Annotated in this window: 16 protein-coding genes; 9 read left to right on the forward strand and 7 right to left on the reverse strand. The window is 52.9% G+C overall.

What is annotated here, in order from left to right; all coding sequences use genetic code 11:
- Window positions 1-117 precede the first annotated feature (117 nt).
- Window positions 118-906: a YtjB family periplasmic protein gene (locus ACJY2G_RS01515; protein WP_112289025.1), complete on the reverse strand. Its 789-nt coding sequence runs from the start codon at window positions 904-906 to the stop codon at window positions 118-120.
- A gap of 246 nt (window positions 907-1,152) precedes the next feature.
- Here ACJY2G_RS01515 and serB point away from each other — a divergent pair, with 246 nt between their 5' ends.
- The 5 genes from serB to ACJY2G_RS01540 all read left to right on the forward strand — a co-directional run bounded on the left by serB (window position 1,153) and on the right by ACJY2G_RS01540 (window position 7,755).
- Window positions 1,153-2,121, forward strand: coding sequence for a phosphoserine phosphatase (gene serB / locus ACJY2G_RS01520; protein ID WP_112289024.1), 969 nt, complete (start codon window positions 1,153-1,155; stop codon window positions 2,119-2,121).
- Window positions 2,122-2,150: 29 nt separating this feature from the next.
- Window positions 2,151-3,533 (forward strand): DNA repair protein RadA, encoded by a 1,383-nt coding sequence (gene radA, locus ACJY2G_RS01525; RefSeq protein ID WP_112289023.1) that lies wholly within the window; start codon window positions 2,151-2,153, stop codon window positions 3,531-3,533.
- Window positions 3,534-3,634: 101 nt separating this feature from the next.
- Entirely contained in the window at window positions 3,635-4,894 is a 1,260-nt protein-coding gene (gene nadR, locus ACJY2G_RS01530; RefSeq protein WP_112289022.1) for a multifunctional transcriptional regulator/nicotinamide-nucleotide adenylyltransferase/ribosylnicotinamide kinase NadR, read from the forward strand.
- A gap of 345 nt (window positions 4,895-5,239) precedes the next feature.
- Window positions 5,240-6,880: a DUF3300 domain-containing protein gene (locus ACJY2G_RS01535; RefSeq protein ID WP_439291107.1), complete on the forward strand. Its 1,641-nt coding sequence runs from the start codon at window positions 5,240-5,242 to the stop codon at window positions 6,878-6,880.
- A 17-nt stretch (window positions 6,881-6,897) separates the two neighbouring features.
- On the forward strand, window positions 6,898-7,755 hold the full coding sequence (locus ACJY2G_RS01540; protein WP_430319948.1) for a DUF2950 domain-containing protein: 858 nt from the start codon (window positions 6,898-6,900) through the stop codon (window positions 7,753-7,755).
- A 65-nt stretch (window positions 7,756-7,820) separates the two neighbouring features.
- Here ACJY2G_RS01540 and ACJY2G_RS01545 read toward each other — a convergent pair whose 3' ends face one another.
- Entirely contained in the window at window positions 7,821-8,822 is a 1,002-nt protein-coding gene (locus ACJY2G_RS01545) for a zinc-binding alcohol dehydrogenase family protein (RefSeq protein ID WP_430319949.1), read from the reverse strand.
- Window positions 8,823-8,922: 100 nt separating this feature from the next.
- On the opposite strand from ACJY2G_RS01545, the gene ACJY2G_RS01550 reads away from it, so the two are divergent.
- Window positions 8,923-9,831: a LysR family transcriptional regulator gene (locus ACJY2G_RS01550; protein ID WP_112288879.1), complete on the forward strand. Its 909-nt coding sequence runs from the start codon at window positions 8,923-8,925 to the stop codon at window positions 9,829-9,831.
- A 64-nt stretch (window positions 9,832-9,895) separates the two neighbouring features.
- On the opposite strand, the gene ettA is transcribed toward ACJY2G_RS01550, so the two are convergent.
- The 3 genes from ettA to ACJY2G_RS01565 all read right to left on the reverse strand — a co-directional run bounded on the left by ettA (window position 9,896) and on the right by ACJY2G_RS01565 (window position 15,500).
- Entirely contained in the window at window positions 9,896-11,563 is a 1,668-nt protein-coding gene (gene ettA / locus ACJY2G_RS01555; RefSeq protein ID WP_217174691.1) for an energy-dependent translational throttle protein EttA, read from the reverse strand.
- A 199-nt stretch (window positions 11,564-11,762) separates the two neighbouring features.
- The gene (gene rcsA / locus ACJY2G_RS01560; RefSeq protein WP_120161969.1) at window positions 11,763-12,443 is read right to left on the reverse strand and encodes a transcriptional regulator RcsA; all 681 of its coding nucleotides are present in this window, start codon (window positions 12,441-12,443) and stop codon (window positions 11,763-11,765) included.
- Between the two features lie 318 nt (window positions 12,444-12,761).
- The gene (locus ACJY2G_RS01565) at window positions 12,762-15,500 is read right to left on the reverse strand and encodes a cation-transporting P-type ATPase (protein WP_120162004.1); all 2,739 of its coding nucleotides are present in this window, start codon (window positions 15,498-15,500) and stop codon (window positions 12,762-12,764) included.
- Between the two features lie 594 nt (window positions 15,501-16,094).
- On the opposite strand from ACJY2G_RS01565, the gene sltY reads away from it, so the two are divergent.
- Both sltY and trpR read left to right on the forward strand, forming a co-directional pair.
- Window positions 16,095-18,014 carry a murein transglycosylase gene (gene sltY / locus ACJY2G_RS01570; RefSeq protein ID WP_439291117.1) on the forward strand — a complete coding sequence of 640 codons (1,920 nt, stop codon included), beginning with the start codon at window positions 16,095-16,097 and terminating at the stop codon, window positions 18,012-18,014.
- Between the two features lie 54 nt (window positions 18,015-18,068).
- Complete coding sequence (gene trpR, locus ACJY2G_RS01575; RefSeq protein WP_112288875.1) at window positions 18,069-18,404, forward strand: trp operon repressor; 336 nt, start codon at window positions 18,069-18,071, stop codon at window positions 18,402-18,404.
- Between the two features lie 23 nt (window positions 18,405-18,427).
- Here trpR and yjjX read toward each other — a convergent pair whose 3' ends face one another.
- The gene (gene yjjX / locus ACJY2G_RS01580; RefSeq protein ID WP_439291110.1) at window positions 18,428-18,961 is read right to left on the reverse strand and encodes an inosine/xanthosine triphosphatase; all 534 of its coding nucleotides are present in this window, start codon (window positions 18,959-18,961) and stop codon (window positions 18,428-18,430) included.
- Window positions 18,962-19,012: 51 nt separating this feature from the next.
- On the opposite strand from yjjX, the gene gpmB reads away from it, so the two are divergent.
- The gene (gpmB, locus tag ACJY2G_RS01585; protein ID WP_113876304.1) at window positions 19,013-19,660 is read left to right on the forward strand and encodes a 2,3-diphosphoglycerate-dependent phosphoglycerate mutase GpmB; all 648 of its coding nucleotides are present in this window, start codon (window positions 19,013-19,015) and stop codon (window positions 19,658-19,660) included.
- A gap of 12 nt (window positions 19,661-19,672) precedes the next feature.
- On the opposite strand, the gene robA is transcribed toward gpmB, so the two are convergent.
- The gene (gene robA / locus ACJY2G_RS01590) at window positions 19,673-20,536 is read right to left on the reverse strand and encodes an MDR efflux pump AcrAB transcriptional activator RobA (protein WP_095924588.1); all 864 of its coding nucleotides are present in this window, start codon (window positions 20,534-20,536) and stop codon (window positions 19,673-19,675) included.
- Window positions 20,537-20,538 lie beyond the last annotated feature (2 nt).

Here is a 20,538-nt window from a genome sequence, read left to right on the forward strand (position 1 = left end):
ACCCGTAGCTATTTCTTTATAAAATAGAATATTACGGATGGTCTCTGTTCATTTTGCGATGGAATTAGCTATGCATTTAGCTATGCATAGCCAGGGTGATTAAGCTGTTTTCCTGACTCACTTCGGCCGGCTTCTTTTGAGGCTGCGGTAAGCGGCCTGTGCGGCTTCTTTGGTTTGTGCTTCGGTCGCTGGTTTTGCCGGTGCGACCTCAGATTCCGGCTCAGGAATGTTCAGTACCGGCGGCGGGCCGAACTCGTCCGGCTCATCTTCCTGTTCGTCATCTTCTTTGAGCGGTTTGCTGGCGGTCAGCAGGAACGGCGATTGCTGCCAGCGCGAACGACGCCCTTGCAGCAGCGTGCGGGCCAGAATAATACCGACACCCAGCGCAGCGAGCATCATCAGACGTAACAGATTGGTGGTGTTATCTACCTGCTTGGATTCAGTCGCCAGTACGTGCGTGTCCAGCGTGATACGTAAAAATCCGCTCGGACCGTTTTTATCCTCAATAGGCACCACAATCTGATGATTGAAGTAGCTGCCTGCGCGTTTACCATCGAGCGATAATCTGTCGCGTACCGGCACCTGTTCGCCTGCATGGGCGACCAGGGAGCCATCTGACTCATAAACGCTGGCATCGAGAATGCGGCTTCCGTCGGTAAGCTGACTCAAAATAGTGGAAATTTGTGCGATATCGGCGCCATCATTAGTGCTGTCCATCAGCGGCGCGAGCGAAAACGCCACCTGTTTGGCGAGCGTCTGGGCAAGCTGTTCCACCTGCGTCGAGCGTGCCAGTTGGTGACCCAGACTGAAATAGGATGCGCCTTGCATCAGAATGACTAATAACGCCAGACTAATCAATACGATAGCGGCGCGGTGCAGGCGAAATTTGAGTTTGGCCTTGGCCATTCTGTTTCCTTGCGTTTTTCGAAGACTTTATGTTGCCAGAAGACGTCACGATAAGGTAGCTTGATGCCTCATTTTACCCTGCATCCTTCAGGCTGCCTCTGCGTTGGCTGCCTTCATTCACTCCGGTCACTGACCTGTGTCAGCTCCCGGAGATTCATTCAGTTGCTGCCTTGATGCAACTCGAATGATTTTGGGTAAATACTGATATTTGTTTTCCTAATGCCATAACGCCCTACAGGAGCCATCATGCCAAACAGTCTGACCTATTGCGATCTTCCTGCGGAGATCCACCAATGGCCGGGACTTCCCCTTTCATTGAGCGGTGACGAGGTCATGCCGCTGGATTACCGGGCCGGACATACCGGATGGCTGCTTTATGGTAGAAAACTCGATAAAACGAGCATTACGCAGTTCCAGCGCCGGTTAGGTCGTGCTCTGGTGATTGTCAGCGCCTGGGCGGTGGAAGGTTATCAGGTTGTGCGCCTTGCCGGTTCGCTCACTACTGATGCGCAACAGCTGGCTGAATCTTTCGAATTTGATGTCACCCAGCTTGGCAAAGTGCCTTATCTGCGCACGCCAGGTCTGCTGGTGATGGACATGGATTCTACCGCGATTGAGATTGAATGCATCGACGAAATTGCCAAACTGGCAGGCGTCGGTGAACAGGTGGCGGAAGTCACCGAGCGTGCGATGCGTGGCGAGCTGGATTTCTCCGCCAGTCTGCGCCAGCGCGTGGCGACCCTGAAAGATGCAGACGCGGGTATTCTTGAGCAGGTGCGCGAAACCCTGCCGCTGATGCCGGGACTGACCGTGATGGTTCAGCGTTTACAGGAAGCAGGGTGGCACGTTGCAATTGCTTCCGGCGGCTTTACCTATTACGCCGAATACCTGCGCGATAAGCTGAATCTGATTGATGTCGCGGCGAACGAGCTGGAAATTCGCGACGGCAAACTGACCGGGCGTGTGATTGGCCCTGTCGTCGACGCGCAATATAAAGCAGATACCTTGCTGAAGCTGGCGGAAAAACTGGGGATTCCTCAGGAACAAACCATTGCGATTGGCGACGGCGCCAATGACCTGAAAATGATGGCGGTGGCCGGTCTGGGCATTGCGTATCACGCAAAGCCGAAAGTGTATGAACAGGCTTCAGTCTGTATCCGGCATGCGGATCTGCTTGGGGTGTTGTGTATTTTTAGCGGCAGTCAGGCTTTATAAATTTCTTTTAAATATCATCGAGGTAAGTTGTGGCAAAAGCAGCAAAACGTGCATTTGTTTGTAATGAATGTGGCGCAGATTATCCGCGCTGGCAAGGGCAGTGTAGTGCCTGTCAGGCCTGGAACAGCATTACTGAAATCCGTTTGGCGGCTTCCCCGACTGTGGCGCGTAACGAGCGTCTGACCGGTTACGCCGGTGATGCAGGCGTCAGTCGCGTGCAGAAACTTTCCGATATCAGCCTTGATGAACTTCCGCGTTTCAGCACCGGTTTTAAAGAGTTTGATCGCGTACTGGGCGGCGGCGTGGTGCCCGGCAGTGCGATCCTGATTGGGGGTAATCCCGGTGCAGGTAAAAGTACGCTGCTGCTGCAAATTCTGTGTCATCTCAGCGAAAACATGAAAACCCTGTACGTCACCGGCGAAGAATCTTTGCAGCAGGTGGCGATGCGTGCGCACCGTCTGGGGTTACCGACGGCCAATATGAATATGTTGTCGGAAACCAGCATCGAACAGATTTGCGACATTGCCGATAAAGAACAGCCTAAACTGATGGTGATCGACTCCATTCAGGTGATGCACATGGCGGATATCCAGTCGTCACCGGGCACGGTTGCGCAGGTTCGTGAAACGGCAGCGTATCTGACCCGTTTCGCCAAAACGCGTGGCGTGGCGATCGTGATGGTGGGTCATGTCACCAAAGACGGTTCACTGGCCGGTCCGAAAGTGCTCGAGCACTGTATCGACTGTTCCGTGCTGCTCGATGGCGACGCCGATTCGCGTTTCCGTACGCTGCGCAGCCATAAAAACCGTTTTGGTGCCGTGAACGAACTCGGCGTGTTCGCCATGACCGAGCAGGGGCTGCGTGAAGTCAGCAACCCTTCAGCAATTTTCCTCAGCCGTGGCGATGAAATTACTTCCGGCAGTTCCGTGATGGTGCTGTGGGAGGGAACGCGTCCGTTGCTGGTTGAGGTTCAGGCCCTGGTTGATCAGTCGATGATGGGCAATCCGCGTCGCGTGGCGGTTGGCCTTGAACAAAACCGTTTAGCCATTTTGCTGGCGGTCTTGCATCGTCACGGCGGTTTGCAGATGGCGGATCAGGATGTGTTCGTCAACGTAGTTGGCGGTGTGAAAGTCACCGAAACCAGCGCGGATCTGGCGCTGCTGCTCTCTCTTGTCTCCAGTCTGCGTGACCGTCCGTTGCCGCAGGATTTAGTGGTCTTCGGTGAAGTCGGGCTTGCAGGTGAAATTCGTCCGGTGCCGAGTGGGCAGGAACGTATTACGGAAGCGGCAAAGCACGGCTTTAAGCGTGCGATTGTGCCGCATGCCAACGTGCCGAAGAAAGTCCCGGCGGGTATGCAGGTATTTGGCGTCAAAAAGCTGGCCGATGCGCTGGCGATCCTCGACGATTTGTAACTGTTCTATGCTGTAGCTTTTCTCCGCTGTAATTCGGGGCTGCCTTTGTGCTATTTTTTGTTTAGCTATTTTGTTTAGTACAGCAAACCTGGGGACAAGGCATGTCACAGTTCGACTATCTAAAAACCGCGATAAAACAACAGGGACGCACGCTGCAACAGGTGGCCGAAGCCAGCGGGATGACCAAGGGTTATCTTAGCCAGTTGTTGAATGCAAAGATAAAAAGTCCCAGCGCTCAGAAGCTGGAGGCTTTGCACCGCTTCCTTGATCTTGAGTTTCCCCGTCGTGAAAAGAATATCGGCGTGGTGTTCGGCAAGTTTTATCCGCTGCACACCGGCCATATCTATCTGATCCAGCGCGCCTGCAGTCAGGTGGATGAACTGCATATCATCATGGGCTATGACGAGCCGCGCGATCGCGAGCTTTTTGAAAACAGTTCCATGTCCCAGCAGCCAACGGTCAGTGACCGTCTGCGCTGGTTACTGCAGACGTTCAAATACCAGAAAAACATCCGTATTCATGCCTTTAACGAAGAGGGGATGGAACCCTATCCGCATGGCTGGGACGTCTGGGGACGTGGCATTAAAGAGTTCATGAGCCAGAAAGGCATTGAACCCAATACCATTTATTCCAGCGAAGAGGCTGATGCGCCGCAATACCGCGAACATCTCGGGATTGAGACCGTACTGATCGACCCGAAACGTTCGTTTATGAATATCAGCGGTCGTCAGATCCGTCATGATCCGTTCCGTTACTGGGATTATATTCCGACAGAAGTGAAGCCGTTCTTCGTGCGGACCGTGGCGATCCTCGGCGGAGAATCCAGCGGGAAATCGACGCTGGTGAATAAGCTGGCTAACATTTTTAATACCACCAGTGCATGGGAATATGGCCGCGATTATGTGTTCTCGCACCTGGGTGGCGACGAAATGGCGCTGCAATATTCTGACTATGACAAGATCGCGTTGGGTCAGGCGCAGTACATCGATTTCGCGGTGAAATATGCCAATAAAGTGGCCTTTATTGATACCGACTTTCTGACCACTCAGGCCTTCTGTAAAAAATATGAAGGGCGTGAACATCCGTTTGTGCAGGCGCTGATGGACGAATACAAATTCGATCTGGTTATCCTGCTGGAAAACAACACGCCGTGGGTGGCCGACGGCCTGCGCAGTTTAGGCAGTACCACCGACCGGATGTCTTTCCAGAATTTGCTCATCGAAATGCTGAAAGAAAACAATGTGGATTACGTACATGTTGAATCTTCAGATTACGATCAGCGTTTTCTCGAATGTGTGGAACTGGTGCAGAACATGCTGGCAGCCGATACCAGCCGTTTAAACGAGCCGCCTGTTATCTGACCGGGCACAAATAAAGAGCGTGTATTATCCGGGATACGCGCTTTTTTATTATCATTCATGTGGTGAATGATAAATTACAAATGCATTTTATATAATTATTAATGAATTCATCTGATTATCTTTCTGTGTGATTTTATTAATTCATTTTGTAACGCTGTAAAATAAAATTCTCTTTTTATTCATAGGATTGAGTGATACCCCTTTTTTAGGGATTTTATTACGCATTTTATGTGTAAATATCTGACCTGAAATAAAAATACAGTGGCGGCCGTTGAGATTTATTTCTCCGATTATACTCATTCATTATGCCTCTCATTCCCGCTGAGGCTTTCTAAGGTGATCCGAATGAATTTATCATTCAAGCCCTGGGGTATCGCAGTCTTGTGCGGCGTGGGGGCATTTGCTCTGGCGAGTGTGATGTTTATGCAAGGCTGGCTTCCGGTCAGCAGTCAGGCCGAAACCACGACGCAGACTGCGCCTGCGCCTGTGCCTGCCCCCGCCGCCGCGCCTTCGCCAGCAGTCCCTGTTGCTGCACCCGTTGCCCCTGCGTCATTTACACAAGCTCAGCTCGATCAATGGGTCGCACCAGTCGCGCTGTATCCTGACAGCCTGCTTTCGCAGGTGCTGATGGCGTCGACTTATCCGACTAACGTGATTCAGGCTGTGCAATGGTCGCGTGACCATCCGCAAAGTCAGGGGGATGCCGCCGTCACTCAGGTCGCGAACGAACCCTGGGATCCGAGCGTAAAATCGCTGGTCGCTTTTCCGCAACTGCTGGCGCTGCTGGGTGAAGATCCGGCATGGGTACAGAATCTGGGGAACGCGTTTCTGGCGCAACCGGATGACGTGATGAATACTGTGCAGAAATTTCGCGAAGTGGCGCAAAAGAGCGGGGCGCTGAAAAGCACGCCGCAGCAGACGGTGACCGTTAAACCGAAACCGGCTTCAACAACGGTGGTGAAAAGTGCGCCGTCGCAGCAAACGATTGTGATTGAATCTGCCGATCCGCAGGTAGTGTATGTGCCGAGTTACAACCCGAATGTGGTTTACGGCGCCTGGCCGACACCGGCCTATCCGCCGGTATATCTGCCACCGCCTCCGGGACAACAGTTCGTGAACGGCATAGCATCGGGGATCGGGTTTGGTGTCGGTGTCGCCGCGACGTATGCGATTTTTGGCAGCATCGACTGGGATGACGACGATCATCATCATGATGATTATGACCATCACGACGATCACCACGACGATCACCACGACGACGGGCATCATGGCGGTTCGCAGAATAAATACGTCAATGTGAACGTTAATAATTACAACCGTATCTCCGGCAACAATAACAACGGGCTGAATCATCCGGGCGCATCGAATACCGCAGGCTGGCAGCATAATCCGGCCTACAACGCCGGTTTGACGAACCGCAGCACGAACCTCAATGGTGCGACGCAAAACCGTGCACTGAATAACGCGGCGCAGCGTAATAACTATCGTGGTTTCGACAACGACACGCGTGGTTTCGATAACGACACGCGCGGTATCAGCAACAATAATGCCGTCGGACGCAACGGGGGCGGTGTGCAGAACCAGAATCTGGATCAGCGCCGTCAGCAGGCAGCGTCGGTGATGAATCAGCATCAGAACACCCCGCAGGCGCAGGCGCATACACAGCAGCGAAACCTGCCGCGTTCAGCCCCGGTAGCCAATGCCGGAGACCGTGCCGGTACACGTAATGTGACGGGGCATCCGTTGCCTCAGCATCAGCAGTCGTTGTCTCAGCACAATACGAACCGCCAGCCGTCGCAGCAATTAAATCAGCATCAGCGACAGAATCTGAATGCATCACACAGCACAGCATTTAGTGGCAATTCCAGTCGTAGTCCGTCGTGGCAACAGCAGCAATCGCGGGGTAATCAGAGCCGCGAACATATGCAGAACTTCCAGCGGTCACGCCCTGCGAATGCAGAGCCAGCTCATTTACACCGTCGCTAGACTGACGAGGAAAGGTAATGAAGAGATTGCGTAATATTTTGATTTCCGCAGGCCTGCTGTTACTGCCCTTAACGGGTTTCGCGCAGCAGACATTTACCAGCCCTGAGCTGGCCGCGCAGGCGCTGGTCAAAGCCATTGAGGCACACGATGATGCGTCACTTGAACAACTTCTCGGTAATGACTGGCAGGTCTATCTACCGCCAAAAGGTGTGGATCCGGATGAGGTTGCTCGCTTTCTGCGGGACTGGAATATCAGTCACAAGATTGCCGAACAGGGTGATATTGCTCACCTGAATGTCGGGCCGGAGAACTGGCAGTTGCCGATCCCGATGAAACACACGGCGCAGGGCTGGTCATTTGATATGGCCGCCGGTGCTGCTGAAATTGAAACCCGTACGATTGGTCGCAATGAGCTTTCTGCCATTCAGGCCGTGTCAGCGTATGCGGATGCCCAGCACGAGTATCAGCAGATTACCGGGCAATATGCGCAGCGCTTTGTCAGCACTGAAGGGCAACACGATGGCCTTTACTGGCCGGTGAAAGAGGGCGAAGCGCCTAGTCCGCTGGGGCCAGCCTTTGGTGATGCGCAGGCAGGCTCTGATTATCACGGCTATTACTATCGCATTCTGACGTCGCAGGGTGCGAATGCCAGCGGTGGCGCCTTGAGTTATATCGAAAATGGCAAGATGAACAAAGGTTTTGCGCTGATCGCCTGGCCGGCGGCGTATGGTCATACCGGGGTCACCAGTTTTATGATCAATCAGCAGGGCGAGGTGTATCAGCAGGATTTAGGCGAGAATACTGATGCCGCGGCAAAAGCGATCACGACATTTGACCCCGATGCTAAATGGCAGAAAGTAGACGACGGCGAATAGCGGAAATATGTGAATGAAAAAGCCCCGGCATGAAAGTGACGGGGCTTTTTTAGGCGACAGCGTATTTAGAAAGCGACGACGACTTTGCCCTGCATATGGCCGTCGAGCACTTTGGCGTGGGCCGCTTTGATGCTTTCCACGGTCAGGCCGTGAAGGGTTTCGCTTAGTGTGGTTTGTACTTTACCTTCATCCACCAGCGCGGCGACTTGTTTGAGGATCTCGCCCTGTTCGGCAATATCCGGTGTGGTGAACATGCTGCGGGTATACATCAGTTCCCAGTGCAGTGCGGCGCTTTTCAGTTTCAGTTTGTTCATGTCCAGCGGATGTTCGTTTTCAACGATGGTACAGATGTGGCCCATCGGTGCGATCAGGTCAGAAATGGCTTCCCAGTGGCCGTCGGTGTCGTTCAGACACAGAATAAAATCCACCTGTTTGATATCGTGCTTCGCCAGTTCACCTTTCAGATCTTTGTAATTCACGGTCAGATCCGCACCGCGATCCAGGCACCATTGTGCCGATTCCGGACGGGAAGCTGTCGCGATCACTTTCACTTTGCTGCGCAGTGACGCGAACGGGATCGCCAGTGATCCGACGCCACCGGCACCGCCGATGATCAGCAGGGTTTTATCCGCAGAGGCATCCTGAATTTTCAGATGTTCGAACAGTGCTTCCCATGCGGTCAGCGTGGTCAGTGGCATGGCGGCGGCTTGTGCCCAGTCCAGGCTTTTCGGTTTGACGGACACAATACGTGAGTCGATCAGCTGTTCCGTTGCATTGCTGCCGGAACGGGTAATATCTCCGGCGTACCAGACTTCATCACCCGCTTTGAAATTTTTCACTGCGCTGCCGACGGATTTGACGATACCGCTGGCATCCCAGCCCAGTACTTTTGGTGCATCCAGACCGCTTTTTTGCACGCCTTTGTGCACTTTGGTATCGACCGGATTGATTGACACCGCTTTCACTTCCACCAGCAGGTCGTAATCTTTCGCGACAGGCTGTGGTAATTCAACAGCGATAAAGTGAGCCGGGTCTTTTGGATTTACTGCGATTGCTTTAATGGTCATGTTTTCTGCCTCCGTTAGGTATACAGACAGTCTAGTCGTCATGACGCAACCTGATAAGATGGACAATAACTAACAAAGTGTTCGGCTTAGGTGAACAATCATGTTTAAACAGTTGCAGGATATGGCGCTCTTTGCGCTGGTGGCGGAATGTGGCAGCTTCACGCAGGCTGCCAGCCGGGCGGGATTACCTAAATCCAGCGTCAGTCAGCGTATCAGCCAGCTGGAGAAATCCATCGGCCTGCGGTTGCTGAACCGCACGACGCGGCAGCTGAACCTGACGTTTGCCGGTGAACGTTATCTGATCCACTGTCAGGAAATGATGCAGGCCAGCGAACGGGCTGAACTGGCGATTCGCCGTCTGCGCGATAACCCGAGCGGACGTTTGCGGATCACCAGCCCCGCCGGTCTGGGAGCAACGCTGCTGGCGCGGGTGAATGTTGAATTTCAGAAACGGTATCCCGATGTGTCGCTGGAAGTGTCAGTGTCCGATGCGATGGTGGATCTGGTGCAGGAAGGTTTTGATATCGCGCTGCGTACCGGTAAACCGCAGGATTCCTCGCTGATTGGTCGTGAACTGGGGCACAGCCCGCGCTATCTGCTGGCATCACCGGCGTATCTGGCGCAGCATCCGGCGATTGAAACGCCGCAACAGCTTGCATCGCATCACTGCATTGCGCACCGGGCCTGGTCGGAATGGGTGTTGCATCATGGCGAAACCTATCACCGCTGGCTGCTGCCTTCCGCGCATACTACCGACAATCTGCTGTATGCGCGGGAATGCGCGCTGGCGGGCGCAGGCATCACGCTGTTACCGGCCTTTTTATGTCACGGCGAAGTGGCAAATGGCACGCTGGTGCGCGTGTTGCCAGAATGGGAAGCCGAGGGCAATGATCTGTATCTGGTCTATCCGGGGCGGAAACTGAATTCGCCGGCGCTGGCCTGTTTCATTGCGTTTATGCTGGAAGAGTATGGTTTTGCGAAGAGCTACAGCGAGGCGCTGGCGGGATAAATTTCAGGGAATGACAGCCAGAAAAAAGGCCCGTTTCCGGGCCTTAGCAATTTTATAAAGACGATTACTTGATCATCTTTTTGTACTTGATGCGCTTCGGCTCTAACGCTTCGGCACCTAAAGTACGTTTTTTGTATTCTTCGTATTCGGTGAAGTTACCTTCGAAGAATTCGACTTTGCCTTCATCCTGATAATCGAGGATGTGGGTCGCGATACGGTCGAGGAACCAGCGGTCATGGGAAATGACCATTGCGCAGCCCGGGAACTCCAGTAAGGCGTTTTCCAGTGCTCGCAGGGTTTCGATGTCGAGGTCGTTGGTCGGTTCATCGAGCAGCAACATGTTACCGCCAACCTGCAGCAGTTTTGCCAGATGCAGACGGCCACGCTCACCACCGGACAACTCGCCTACGCGTTTGCCCTGATCGACACCTTTGAAGTTGAAGCGGCCGACGTAAGCACGGCTTGGCATTTCAGTGGTGCCGATGCGCATGATGTCCTGACCACCGGACACTTCTTCCCACACGGTTTTGCTGTTGTCCATGGAATCACGGAACTGATCCACAGACGCCAGTTTCACGGTATCGCCCAGCTCGATAGTGCCGCTGTTGGCTTCTTCCTGACCCGACATCATGCGGAACAGGGTTGATTTACCGGCGCCGTTCGGGCCGATAATGCCAACGATAGCGCCTTTCGGCACGGAGAAGGACAGGTCGTCGATCAGAACGCGATCACCGTAAGACTTGCTCAGGTTTTTCACTTCGACAACTTTGTCGCCCAGGCGTGGACCTGGTGGAATGAACAGTTCGTTGGTTTCGTTACGTTTCTGGTATTCGGTGTTGTTCAGCTCTTCAAAGCGTGCCAGACGGGCCTTGCCTTTAGACTGACGGCCTTTCGCACCCTGACGAACCCACTCAAGCTCTTTCTCAATAGACTTACGACGGGCCGCTTCAGAAGAAGCTTCCTGCGCCAGACGTTCATCTTTTTGTTCCAGCCAGGTGGAGTAGTTACCTTCCCACGGAATACCTTCACCGCGGTCAAGCTCAAGGATCCAACCGGCAACGTTATCGAGGAAGTAACGGTCATGGGTAATCGCCACAACGGTACCTTCGAAGTCGTGCAGGAAGCGTTCCAGCCATGCCACAGATTCTGCATCCAGGTGGTTGGTCGGTTCGTCGAGCAGAAGCATGTCTGGTTTTTCCAGCAGCAGACGGCACAGTGCCACACGGCGGCGTTCACCACCGGACAGCGTGGCGACTTTTGCATCCCAGTCTGGCAGACGCAGTGCATCAGCAGCACGTTCCAGCTGGCTGTTCAGGTTATGGCCATCATGCGCCTGAATGATCTCTTCCAGTCTGCCCTGTTCAGCGGCCAGTTTGTCGAAATCAGCTTCTGGTTCTGCGTACAGCGCATAGACTTCATCAAGACGTTTTAACGCGCCCACGACTTCAGAAACGGCTTCTTCCACGGACTCACGCACGGTGTGTTCCATGTTCAGCTGAGGTTCCTGCGGCAGATAACCGATTTTCAGATCAGGCTGCGGACGTGCTTCACCTTCGATGTCGGTATCGATACCGGCCATGATGCGCAGCAGGGTGGATTTACCTGAACCGTTCAGACCCAGAACACCGATTTTGGCACCAGGGAAGAAACTCAGGGAGATGTTCTTAAGAATATGACGCTTCGGCGGAACAACTTTGCCGAGGCGATGCATGGAATATACGTATTGAGCCACGTTGTTTTGAGCCTCTTTCTGCGGACCGCGCGCTTTCTGCGAAGGGCAGGCGCTGCGGCATAGTAAGCAGCCCCGCCTGACTGCGGCATGACTGATAAGGGTTCCGACTGCGAAGTTTAGCGTGTTTCAGTCGTGTACCCAACCATCAGGTTCACAGTAAGGCAAGAATGTTGCCGGCAGCGGACAGGAGAGGAGGCTTTCAGCCGAAGGGAACGGTGAACTCATCCGGTTCGCTGGCCGGACGTAATGGCTGGACGCGCCCCACAAACATGCCGGAAGTCAGGATGTCGGTGAGCTTAACAACATGATATATCGCCTGTTTATTTTGCGTCTTCACCTTACGTTTGATATTGCCTTTGTGTGAAGCCACGGTTTTCTGTTTGATATTCAGATGTTCGGAAATGATTTGCGTATTCAGTCCTGACATCCACATTTTTAGAATGCTCGATTCCGTCCGGCTCAGGCTGACCGGCGTAAGATCCAGTGATTGTTCCGTTTCACCCGCACGCGACAGCTGCAGGTTGTGGGCGATCAGCTGATAAATCGTGGTCGTCCTGATAGATTTCGACAAAATGATGATGTTTTTGCGGATCGGCACATAGTTCTGATAATTGAGATTCTCTCTGGAGATAAAGACAAAGAAAAGCGTGCCGGGATGCGCGTCGATCACTGCCCTGAGGGCGTGACCGGAAGGCGCATCAGACGTAAAACAATCTTCATTCACAAAGATGATTTCAGGCGTCAGGGAATTGCATGTGGCTTGCAGTTCGTTGATGTCCTTGAGCGAAAGAATATCTTTCTGGTGTTGTCCGTTAAGTTGCAAGAGCGAATGCAATGCCAGCTGTGTGTAAAAACACTTATCTACAATGAGCGATGACATTGGGTTTACCTGTTTTTTGGCCTCTGTATGACTGCAGTGCAGAGAAGCTCGTTTTTATAAAAATGACCGTACAGCGATAGGGCATTCCCGTGAAAGTTGCCGGTCGTCGGCGAAACTAACATTGCTGTGTAAAGGGATACCCTGGCGAGAGTAATAAAGCGGGAAGAGATTGATGTAAATCAGCAGAAGGGGTTTTGGAACGTTTTGTGAGATCTTTGAGACGAATTGAGAGCGGGAAAGATGAAAGTTTCAGAATTGTGACGTTTTTTATCGTAAAACGCCGGGCTACGGAAGGTAACCCGGCATAAGGATAAATCGTCAGACTTTCTTGCGGATGAAGCGGTTAACCAGCCATTTCTCGATTTCGACAATCACGAAGATCATCGCACCGACCACCAGCGTGATACCCCAGAATTTCAGCGGCATCGGTACGGTGCCAAACAACTGGTTCATGACTGGCAGATAAATCAGCGCCAGCTGCAGCACCAGTAATACGCCGGAAACAATCCACAATCCTTTGTTGACGAACACTTCGCGGGTCAGCGGGAAGCGGTCCATCACGCGGCAGTTAAACATATACACCCACTGCGCGGTAACCAGCGTCTGTAACAGCACGGTACGGATCAAATCGCTGCTGTAGCCACGCGGCTGCATCCAGGCTTCAAGAACGAAGGCGCTGCAGGCAATCAGAATACCGACGAAAGCGATACGCCAGACGGCATGCAGATCCAGTACGTGCTGACCTGGTGCGCGAGGACGGCGACGCATCATGCCTTTCTCACCCGGCTCGAAGGCCAGACCGAACGACAGCGTGGTGGAGGTCGCCATGTTCATCCATAAGATCTGCACCGGCGTCAGCGGGATCACCGCACCGGCCAGAATTGCCAGGATAATCAGCAGCCCCTGCGCGAGGTTAGTCGGCAGAATAAACAGAATCGTTTTCTTCAGGTTGTCGTAAACGCGACGTCCTTCTTTTACCGCACTGGCGATGGTCGCGAAGTTGTCATCGGTCAGAACCATGTCTGCGGCTTCTTTGGTGACTTCAGTGCCTTTGATACCCATTGCGATACCGACGTCGGCCTGTTTCAGCGCTGGCGCGTCATTCACGCCATCGCCGGTCATCCCGACTACTTCACCGTTTTCCTGCAAGGCTTTGACCAGACGCAATTTATGCTCAGGGCTGGTACGGGCGAAAATATCGTACTGGCTGGCAGCGACGGCCAGTTCAGCGTCATCCATATGCTCAAGCTGGTAACCGGTGATGGAGTCGCCGCTGTTGCCGATGCCTAACATTTTGCCGATAGCCATCGCGGTTTCCTGATGGTCACCGGTGATCATCTTCACGCGGATCCCGGCCTGCTGACACTGTGCAATCGCATCAATGGCTTCAGGGCGTGGCGGATCCATCATGGCGGCAATCCCGGTGAACACCAGTCCTTCCTGCAGGTGGACATGGTTCAGGTCGCCTGCAATTTCCGGCTCATCTTTGACAGCCGCAGCTACCATGCGCAGACCCTGACGGGCATAGCGCGCCATCTCTTCTTCCCAGTACTCGCGGCGGAAAGGCTGGACGCCGTTTTCAGTCAGCTCAAGTTTCGCTAAGGAGAACAGAACATCCGGTGCGCCGGTCACAAACAACTGGGTTTTGCCGCCGATGCGCTGCAAGGTCGCCATGTATTTATGTTTGGAATCAAACGGGATTTTATCCAGAGATTCAACCTGACCGGTATGCAGACTTGCTTTCGCTGCCAGCACTTTCAGTGCGCCGGACGTCGGCCCGCCGGTAATTCCCCAGTGGCCTCTGTCGTCCTGAATCAGCTGGCTGTCGTTACAGATATCCACGGCAGTGATGAAGGTGTTGAGCACCGGCATACTGATGACATCCACCTGGCGCTGCGTTTGTGCATCCACGATGCGGCCTTTTGGCTGGTAGCTTTCCCCTTCCACATCGTAAGCACGGTCTGCCAGAATCACCGCTTTCACGGTCATTTCATTCATGGTCAGCGTGCCGGTTTTATCCGAGCAAATGACGGTCATTGAGCCCAGCGTTTCGACGGTCGGCAGTTTGCGGATAATGGCATGATTACGCGCCATCGACTGCACGCCCAGCGACAGGATAATCGAGATAATTGCCGGTAAACCTTCCGGAACCGACGCGACAGCCAGACTGATCAGCGACAGCAGCAGTTCGCCCAGCGGCATATCACGCAGGATGAAAGCGAACACAAACAGGAACGCCATCATCAGCAGGATCAGCGCGAAGATGCCTTTGCCCAGTTTGTCGATTTGCTGCAACAGCGGGGTACGCTGCGCTTTAATCGCTGACATCATCTGGCTGATGTGGCCCAGCTCCGTGTCCTGACCGGTGGCATAAACCACACCGGTGGCGGTGCCGCCGCTGATCATGGTGCCGGAGAACAGCAAGTTGTGGCGATCGCCGATCATGACTTCATCGTCGATGACCTGAGCGTTTTTGATGACGACGGTGGATTCGCCGGTGAGGATCGCTTCTTCGACCTGCAGGTTATGCGCGCTGACGATACGGATGTCTGCCGGGATTTTGTCACCGGGACGCAGTTGCACGATATCGCCGGGCACCAGCTGGTCGGCATTAATGGTTTGAACTTGTCCGTCACGCATCACTACGGCCTGACTGGACAGCATGTTTTGAATACTTTTCAGTGATTTTTCGGCGCTGTTCTCCTGAAGAAAACCAATCAGCGCATTGATCACCGCTACGCCCAGGATGACGAAGGTATCGACCCAGTGTCCCATCGCACCGGTCACGACGGCGGCGGCGAGCAGGATGTAAATCAGGACATCATTGAAGTGCGCCAGAAAACGCATCAGGGCACTTTTGGATTGTTTTTCCGGTAATGCGTTCGGGCCATATTTATTCAGGCGCTCGCTGGCTTCCTGCCGCGTCAGGCCATTTTCGCCGGTTTCCAGGCGCTGCATAGCCTCGTTACTACTAATCTGATACCAGTTTTTGTTTTCTGCTGCGGCAGAGGAAGAAGGGCTGGCATTCGTTTTTACCGATGAAGTTGAATGAGTCATATACTTTTCCATAAGCGAAGAACTGGGCTGTTATTAATATTTCAATCCTGACGGCGAAATAGCGAATATCAATTAATCAATTTTACAATAGGGAGTAATCATAATTAATTCGGAGTAAATAAGTTTGATCTGAGCCAATAAATACTTTTTGCAGAGAATTAAATAATAAAAATCATTAAAAAACATTATCTTATGTGAATTAGGAATTTGCGTATTATTCCCATTTTATTTAACGTTTGTTTAGGAAGTGGTTATCTGGGTAAATTGATGTAAATAAAGCTGAGTTTTGTCAGCGTGGCTATTTAATTTCGAATTGTAAGGCTGCTATCTATTTGTAATTAACTGATGAATACCCGTTAATTATCTGCGGGTATAATGTCCGCTCAAATTATTCCTGCCGCGATATTCTGTGACAGAAAATAGATCTGCCTCCGTCTGGTAAGTGCCGGACGCTTGCACCACACTGTGTAAAGTTTGTGATGCTGTCTCCTCATCGCTTCAATTTTAAAAATGAATCGATTAGCGTAGTAGCTGTCTACACAATGCAGAACAGTTTCGGCACAACCCGCGAGGATAAAGGTAAGTATGGTCAAGGTGGACAAATGGCACTCTCTGGCACTGAGCGTGTTGCTGGTAACAGCATCGGGCGTGGCGAAAGCGGACTCGCTGGACGCACAGCGTCAGCATTATATGCAGATTAAACAGGCGTGGGATAACAATCAGATGGACGTTGTCAGCCAGCTGATGCCAACGCTGGAAGACTATCCTCTTTATCCTTATCTGGAATACCGGCAGCTGACGCAGGAACTGGGGGATGCGACACCGGCGCAGGTGAACGCATTTGTGAAAGCGAACCCGACATTGCCGCCTGCGCGTTCTTTGCCAGCCCGCTTTGTCAATGAACTGGCGCGCCGTCAGGACTGGAACAGTTTGCTTTCATTCAGCCCGCAACCGCCGAAACCGGTGGCGGCGAGCTGTAACTACTATTACGCCAAATGGGCGACCGGCGATCAGAAAACAGCGTTTGATGGTGCGAAAGACATCTGGCTGACCGGCACATCACTGCCCAATACCTGCGATAAATTGTTCTCGGTCTGGCAGGGCGCAGGCAATCAGACCGCGCTGACGACGCTGCAACGAATTGGCCTGGCGATGAAAGCGGGTAACACCAGTCTGGTCAGTTATCTGGCAAAGCAGTTGCCGCCGGATTATCAGACCATGCGCGATGCGCTTGTCGATCTGCAAAATAATCCGAATACCCTCGAAAGCTTTGCACGCAATGTCGGTCCGACTGATTTTACCCGTAACGCGACCAGCATTACGTTCGCGCGCATTGCCCGTGATGATTCTGAGAATGCCCGTTCGATGATCCCGGTGCTCGTGCGCTTGCAGAAGATGAGTGACAGCGACCGGCTCGAACTGGAAGAAGCCGTTGCCTGGCGTTATATGGGCAGCGACGCCACACCGGAACAGGCGGCATGGCGCGATAACGTCATTTTGCGCAGCCATTCCACCACGCTTGTTGAGCGCCGCATTCGTATGGCGCTGGCCGCCGGAGATCGTCAGGGGCTGAACCAGTGGCTGCAACGCTTGCCGTCGGATGCCCTGCAGGAAGATGAATGGCAATACTGGCGTGCGTCCGTGATGATTGATAACGGTCAGCGCTCGCAAGGCGAAGCGATGCTGCGTACGTTAATGAAAGGCCGCGGATTCTATCCGATGGCGGCGGCGCAAAAGCTGAACGTGACTTATCCGATGCAGATTTCTGTCGCGGCTAAGCCAGATTCAAGTATTGCGAAATTGCCGGAAGTGGCGCGTGTGCGTGAGCTGATGTACTGGCAGATGGACAATCTGGCGCGTACCGAATGGAGTTATCTGGTCAGCAGCCGTACGGAATCGCAGCAGTCGGCGCTGGCGCGTTATGCGTTCGAGCAAAAATGGCCGGATCTCAGTGTGCAGGCCACCATTACCGGCAAGCTGTGGGATTATCTCGAAGAGCGTTTCCCGCTCGCGTGGCCGGATGAATTCCGTCGTGCGACCAACGATAAAGGCATCACGCAAAGCTACGCGATGGCGATTGCCCGTCAGGAAAGTGCGTGGAATCCGAAAGCCCGTTCGCCGGTTGGCGCTGCCGGTCTGATGCAGGTGATGCCTGCGACTGCGCAACATACCGTCGACATGTTTGGGTTGCAGGGCTACAGCAATCCGGGGCAATTACTGGATCCGCAGATGAACATAACGATCGGCACCAGTTATCTGGAATATGTCTATCAGATGTTTGGGCGCAACCGTATTTTGTCCAGTGCGGCATATAACGCCGGGCCTTCACGCGTAAATACCTGGTTAGGTAACAGCGCGGGCAGGGTGGATTCAGTGGCGTTTATCGAGAGTATCCCTTTCTCTGAAACTCGTCGATATGTTAAAAATGTGTTGGCATATGACGCGTTTTATCGCTATTTTTTACATCAACCCGCCAAGATTTTGACGGATGCCGAATGGCAGAGGCGTTACTGATCCTTCGTCGTTTATGGTAAGCTGCTGTACTAGTTTAATAGTATGGCAGCCATCATGACCCAACGACCAATCAATGACCCTGCTCTTTCCCAACAAGGCAATGAGGACTGGCAATGCTTCCTGGCATTGCTGCAGCATTCTTTTGCTGAAAATCTGCATCAGGATTTGCTGCAACTGCTGCTTACGCCCGACGAACGTGCGGCGCTGGGTACGCGGGTGCGGATTATTCAGGAACTGATGCGCGGAGAGTTGAGTCAGCGTGAGCTGAAAAGCCAGCTGGGAGCGGGTATCGCCACGATAACACGTGGTTCGAATGGCCTGAAAACGGCACCGGCGGAGCTTAAGGAATGGCTGAGTGAGCACCTGCTGACAGACAAAACGGACGACTGAAGCGTCCGTTATCGTCTGATATTTTAGTGCGTTTGGGTTCTGACCTGATACACCGAATTATGAAAAGGCGCTAAAGCCAGTACCAGCGCCTGATGATAAACGCTGGTACGGGTCAATTTTCCTGCTGTAAAGACTCCGATCGCGCCGCCTTTACGTTTTACTTCTGTGATACCCGTCAGTTTTTCCATCTCATCTCCCAGTTCGCTGCCCTGGTTAATTCCTTGTAAAATAATTTCAGGTAACATCAGGCTCGCTGAACGGGATTCACCACGCTGGTGCATATTCTCAATCACCATCCAGGCGAAGGTCATATTGTCTTCGATACCCGCTTCCACGCCGACCCAGAAGTCTGCCTCGGGGCGAACCTGGCGGGCGCCGATAACGCGATGGCGCGCACCGGTACGGGTTTCATTACTGCCGATAGGTTGACTGGGAACACCACTGTCGACGTCAATGCCTTCAATGCGGAATGCCTCAGCGCCGAAAATGTCTTCAAAAGCCATAGCGATAGCTTTGATCTTTGCCGGGTTAGTGGTTGCAGCGACAACATGGTACATAGAGTTTTAGCATCCTTTAGCAAATTTCACGCAGTATAACGGAAAACACTCATGTTACAGGTATATCTCGTCCGTCACGGCGAAACAGAATGGAACGCCGCACGCCGTATTCAGGGGCAATCAGACAGCCCGCTGACGGCCAAAGGTCTTTATCAGGCGCGTCAGGTTGCTGAGCGTGTGCGTAATGAAGGGATCACCCACGTCATCACCAGTGACTTAGGACGTACCCGCCATACGGCGCAGATTATCGCTGATGCCTGCGGGTGTGAAGTGATCAATGAGCCGCGTTTGCGCGAATTACATATGGGCGTGCTGGAAGAGCGTATTCTGGACGGCCTGACAGAGCAGGAAGAAGTATGGCGTAAGCAGATGGTCGATGGTTCACCGAAAGGGCGTATTCCTGAAGGTGAAACGATGACGGAACTGGCTGAGCGTATGCGTGCTGCACTCGACAGCTGTCTGGATTTACCGGAAGGCAGTAAGCCTTTGCTGGTCAGTCACGGTATTGCACTGGGCTGCCTGATCAGTACCATCCTCGGGCTACCTGCTTATGCGGAACGTCGTCTGCGTCTGCGTAACTGTTCTTTATCGCGTGTCGATCACCAGCAAAGTGCCTGGCTTGCGAATGGCTGGATTGTGGAAACAGCGGGCGATGTATCACATCTGGAACTGCCCGCGTTAGACGAGTTGCAACGCTAACGCCAGAAGGCGTTAGCGGCGGATTGGGATCAGGTAATCACACTGTAGTTCGGTTGGCGTAGTGCCTGGGGCACGGCCATTCGTGTAAAAGCGTTCGATATCCTGTCCCTTTCTGCGGGTCAGTTTCAATGTCGGCAGACAGGTGCTGTACAGCGTCAGAATAAACTCCTGCAAATGCTCCGGCGTGCCATTGTAATGGAACATGGCATATTCGCCGTGCTGCAACACAATTGGCTGACCTTCAACGTTTTCCGGCAGGTGCTGAGCTTCCAGCGCGGTCGTGTACAATACTTCCTGCTCGTCATCTTTTTCCTGGCTTGGACGCGAATGGTGCAGGCCATAAAGTATTGGTGGCAGCGTTTTTGCTTCACCAATATATTGACGCCAGAAATGACGACGCATCTCGTTTCGGTACGTGGTGATTTGCTCCAGCGTACAGGCGTAACTCTGCGTCATCCCGACCAGATGCTGTTCCGGCAGTGAGATATATTCAGGCTGCGGCAGAATAAAAGCGCCCAGACGGATTGGCGGACAAATCCCAAACGAATGCCAGTCTTCAGCACGACGATACAGTGCCGGTGTTTGTGCAAATTGTTTTTTGAATGCCCGGGTAAATGTTTGTTGAGAATCAAAACGATACTGAAGGGCGATATCTAAAATCGGGCGACTGGTGAGACGCAAGGCCACGGCCGCTTTCGACAAACGGCGGGCACGAATATAAGCGCCAATGGCATTATTAGTGACATCTTTAAACATGCGCTGCAGGTGCCACTTGGAATAGCCGGCCTTGGCTGCGACATTGTCGAGTGACAAGGGCTGGTCTAAATGGGTTTCTAACCAGCTAAGAAGGTCACGAATGATTCCTGCTTGATCCATAG

Source organism: Rahnella sp. ATs2 (genome assembly GCF_051851855.1).
Taxonomy (GTDB): Bacteria; Pseudomonadota; Gammaproteobacteria; order Enterobacterales; family Enterobacteriaceae; genus Rahnella; species Rahnella variigena.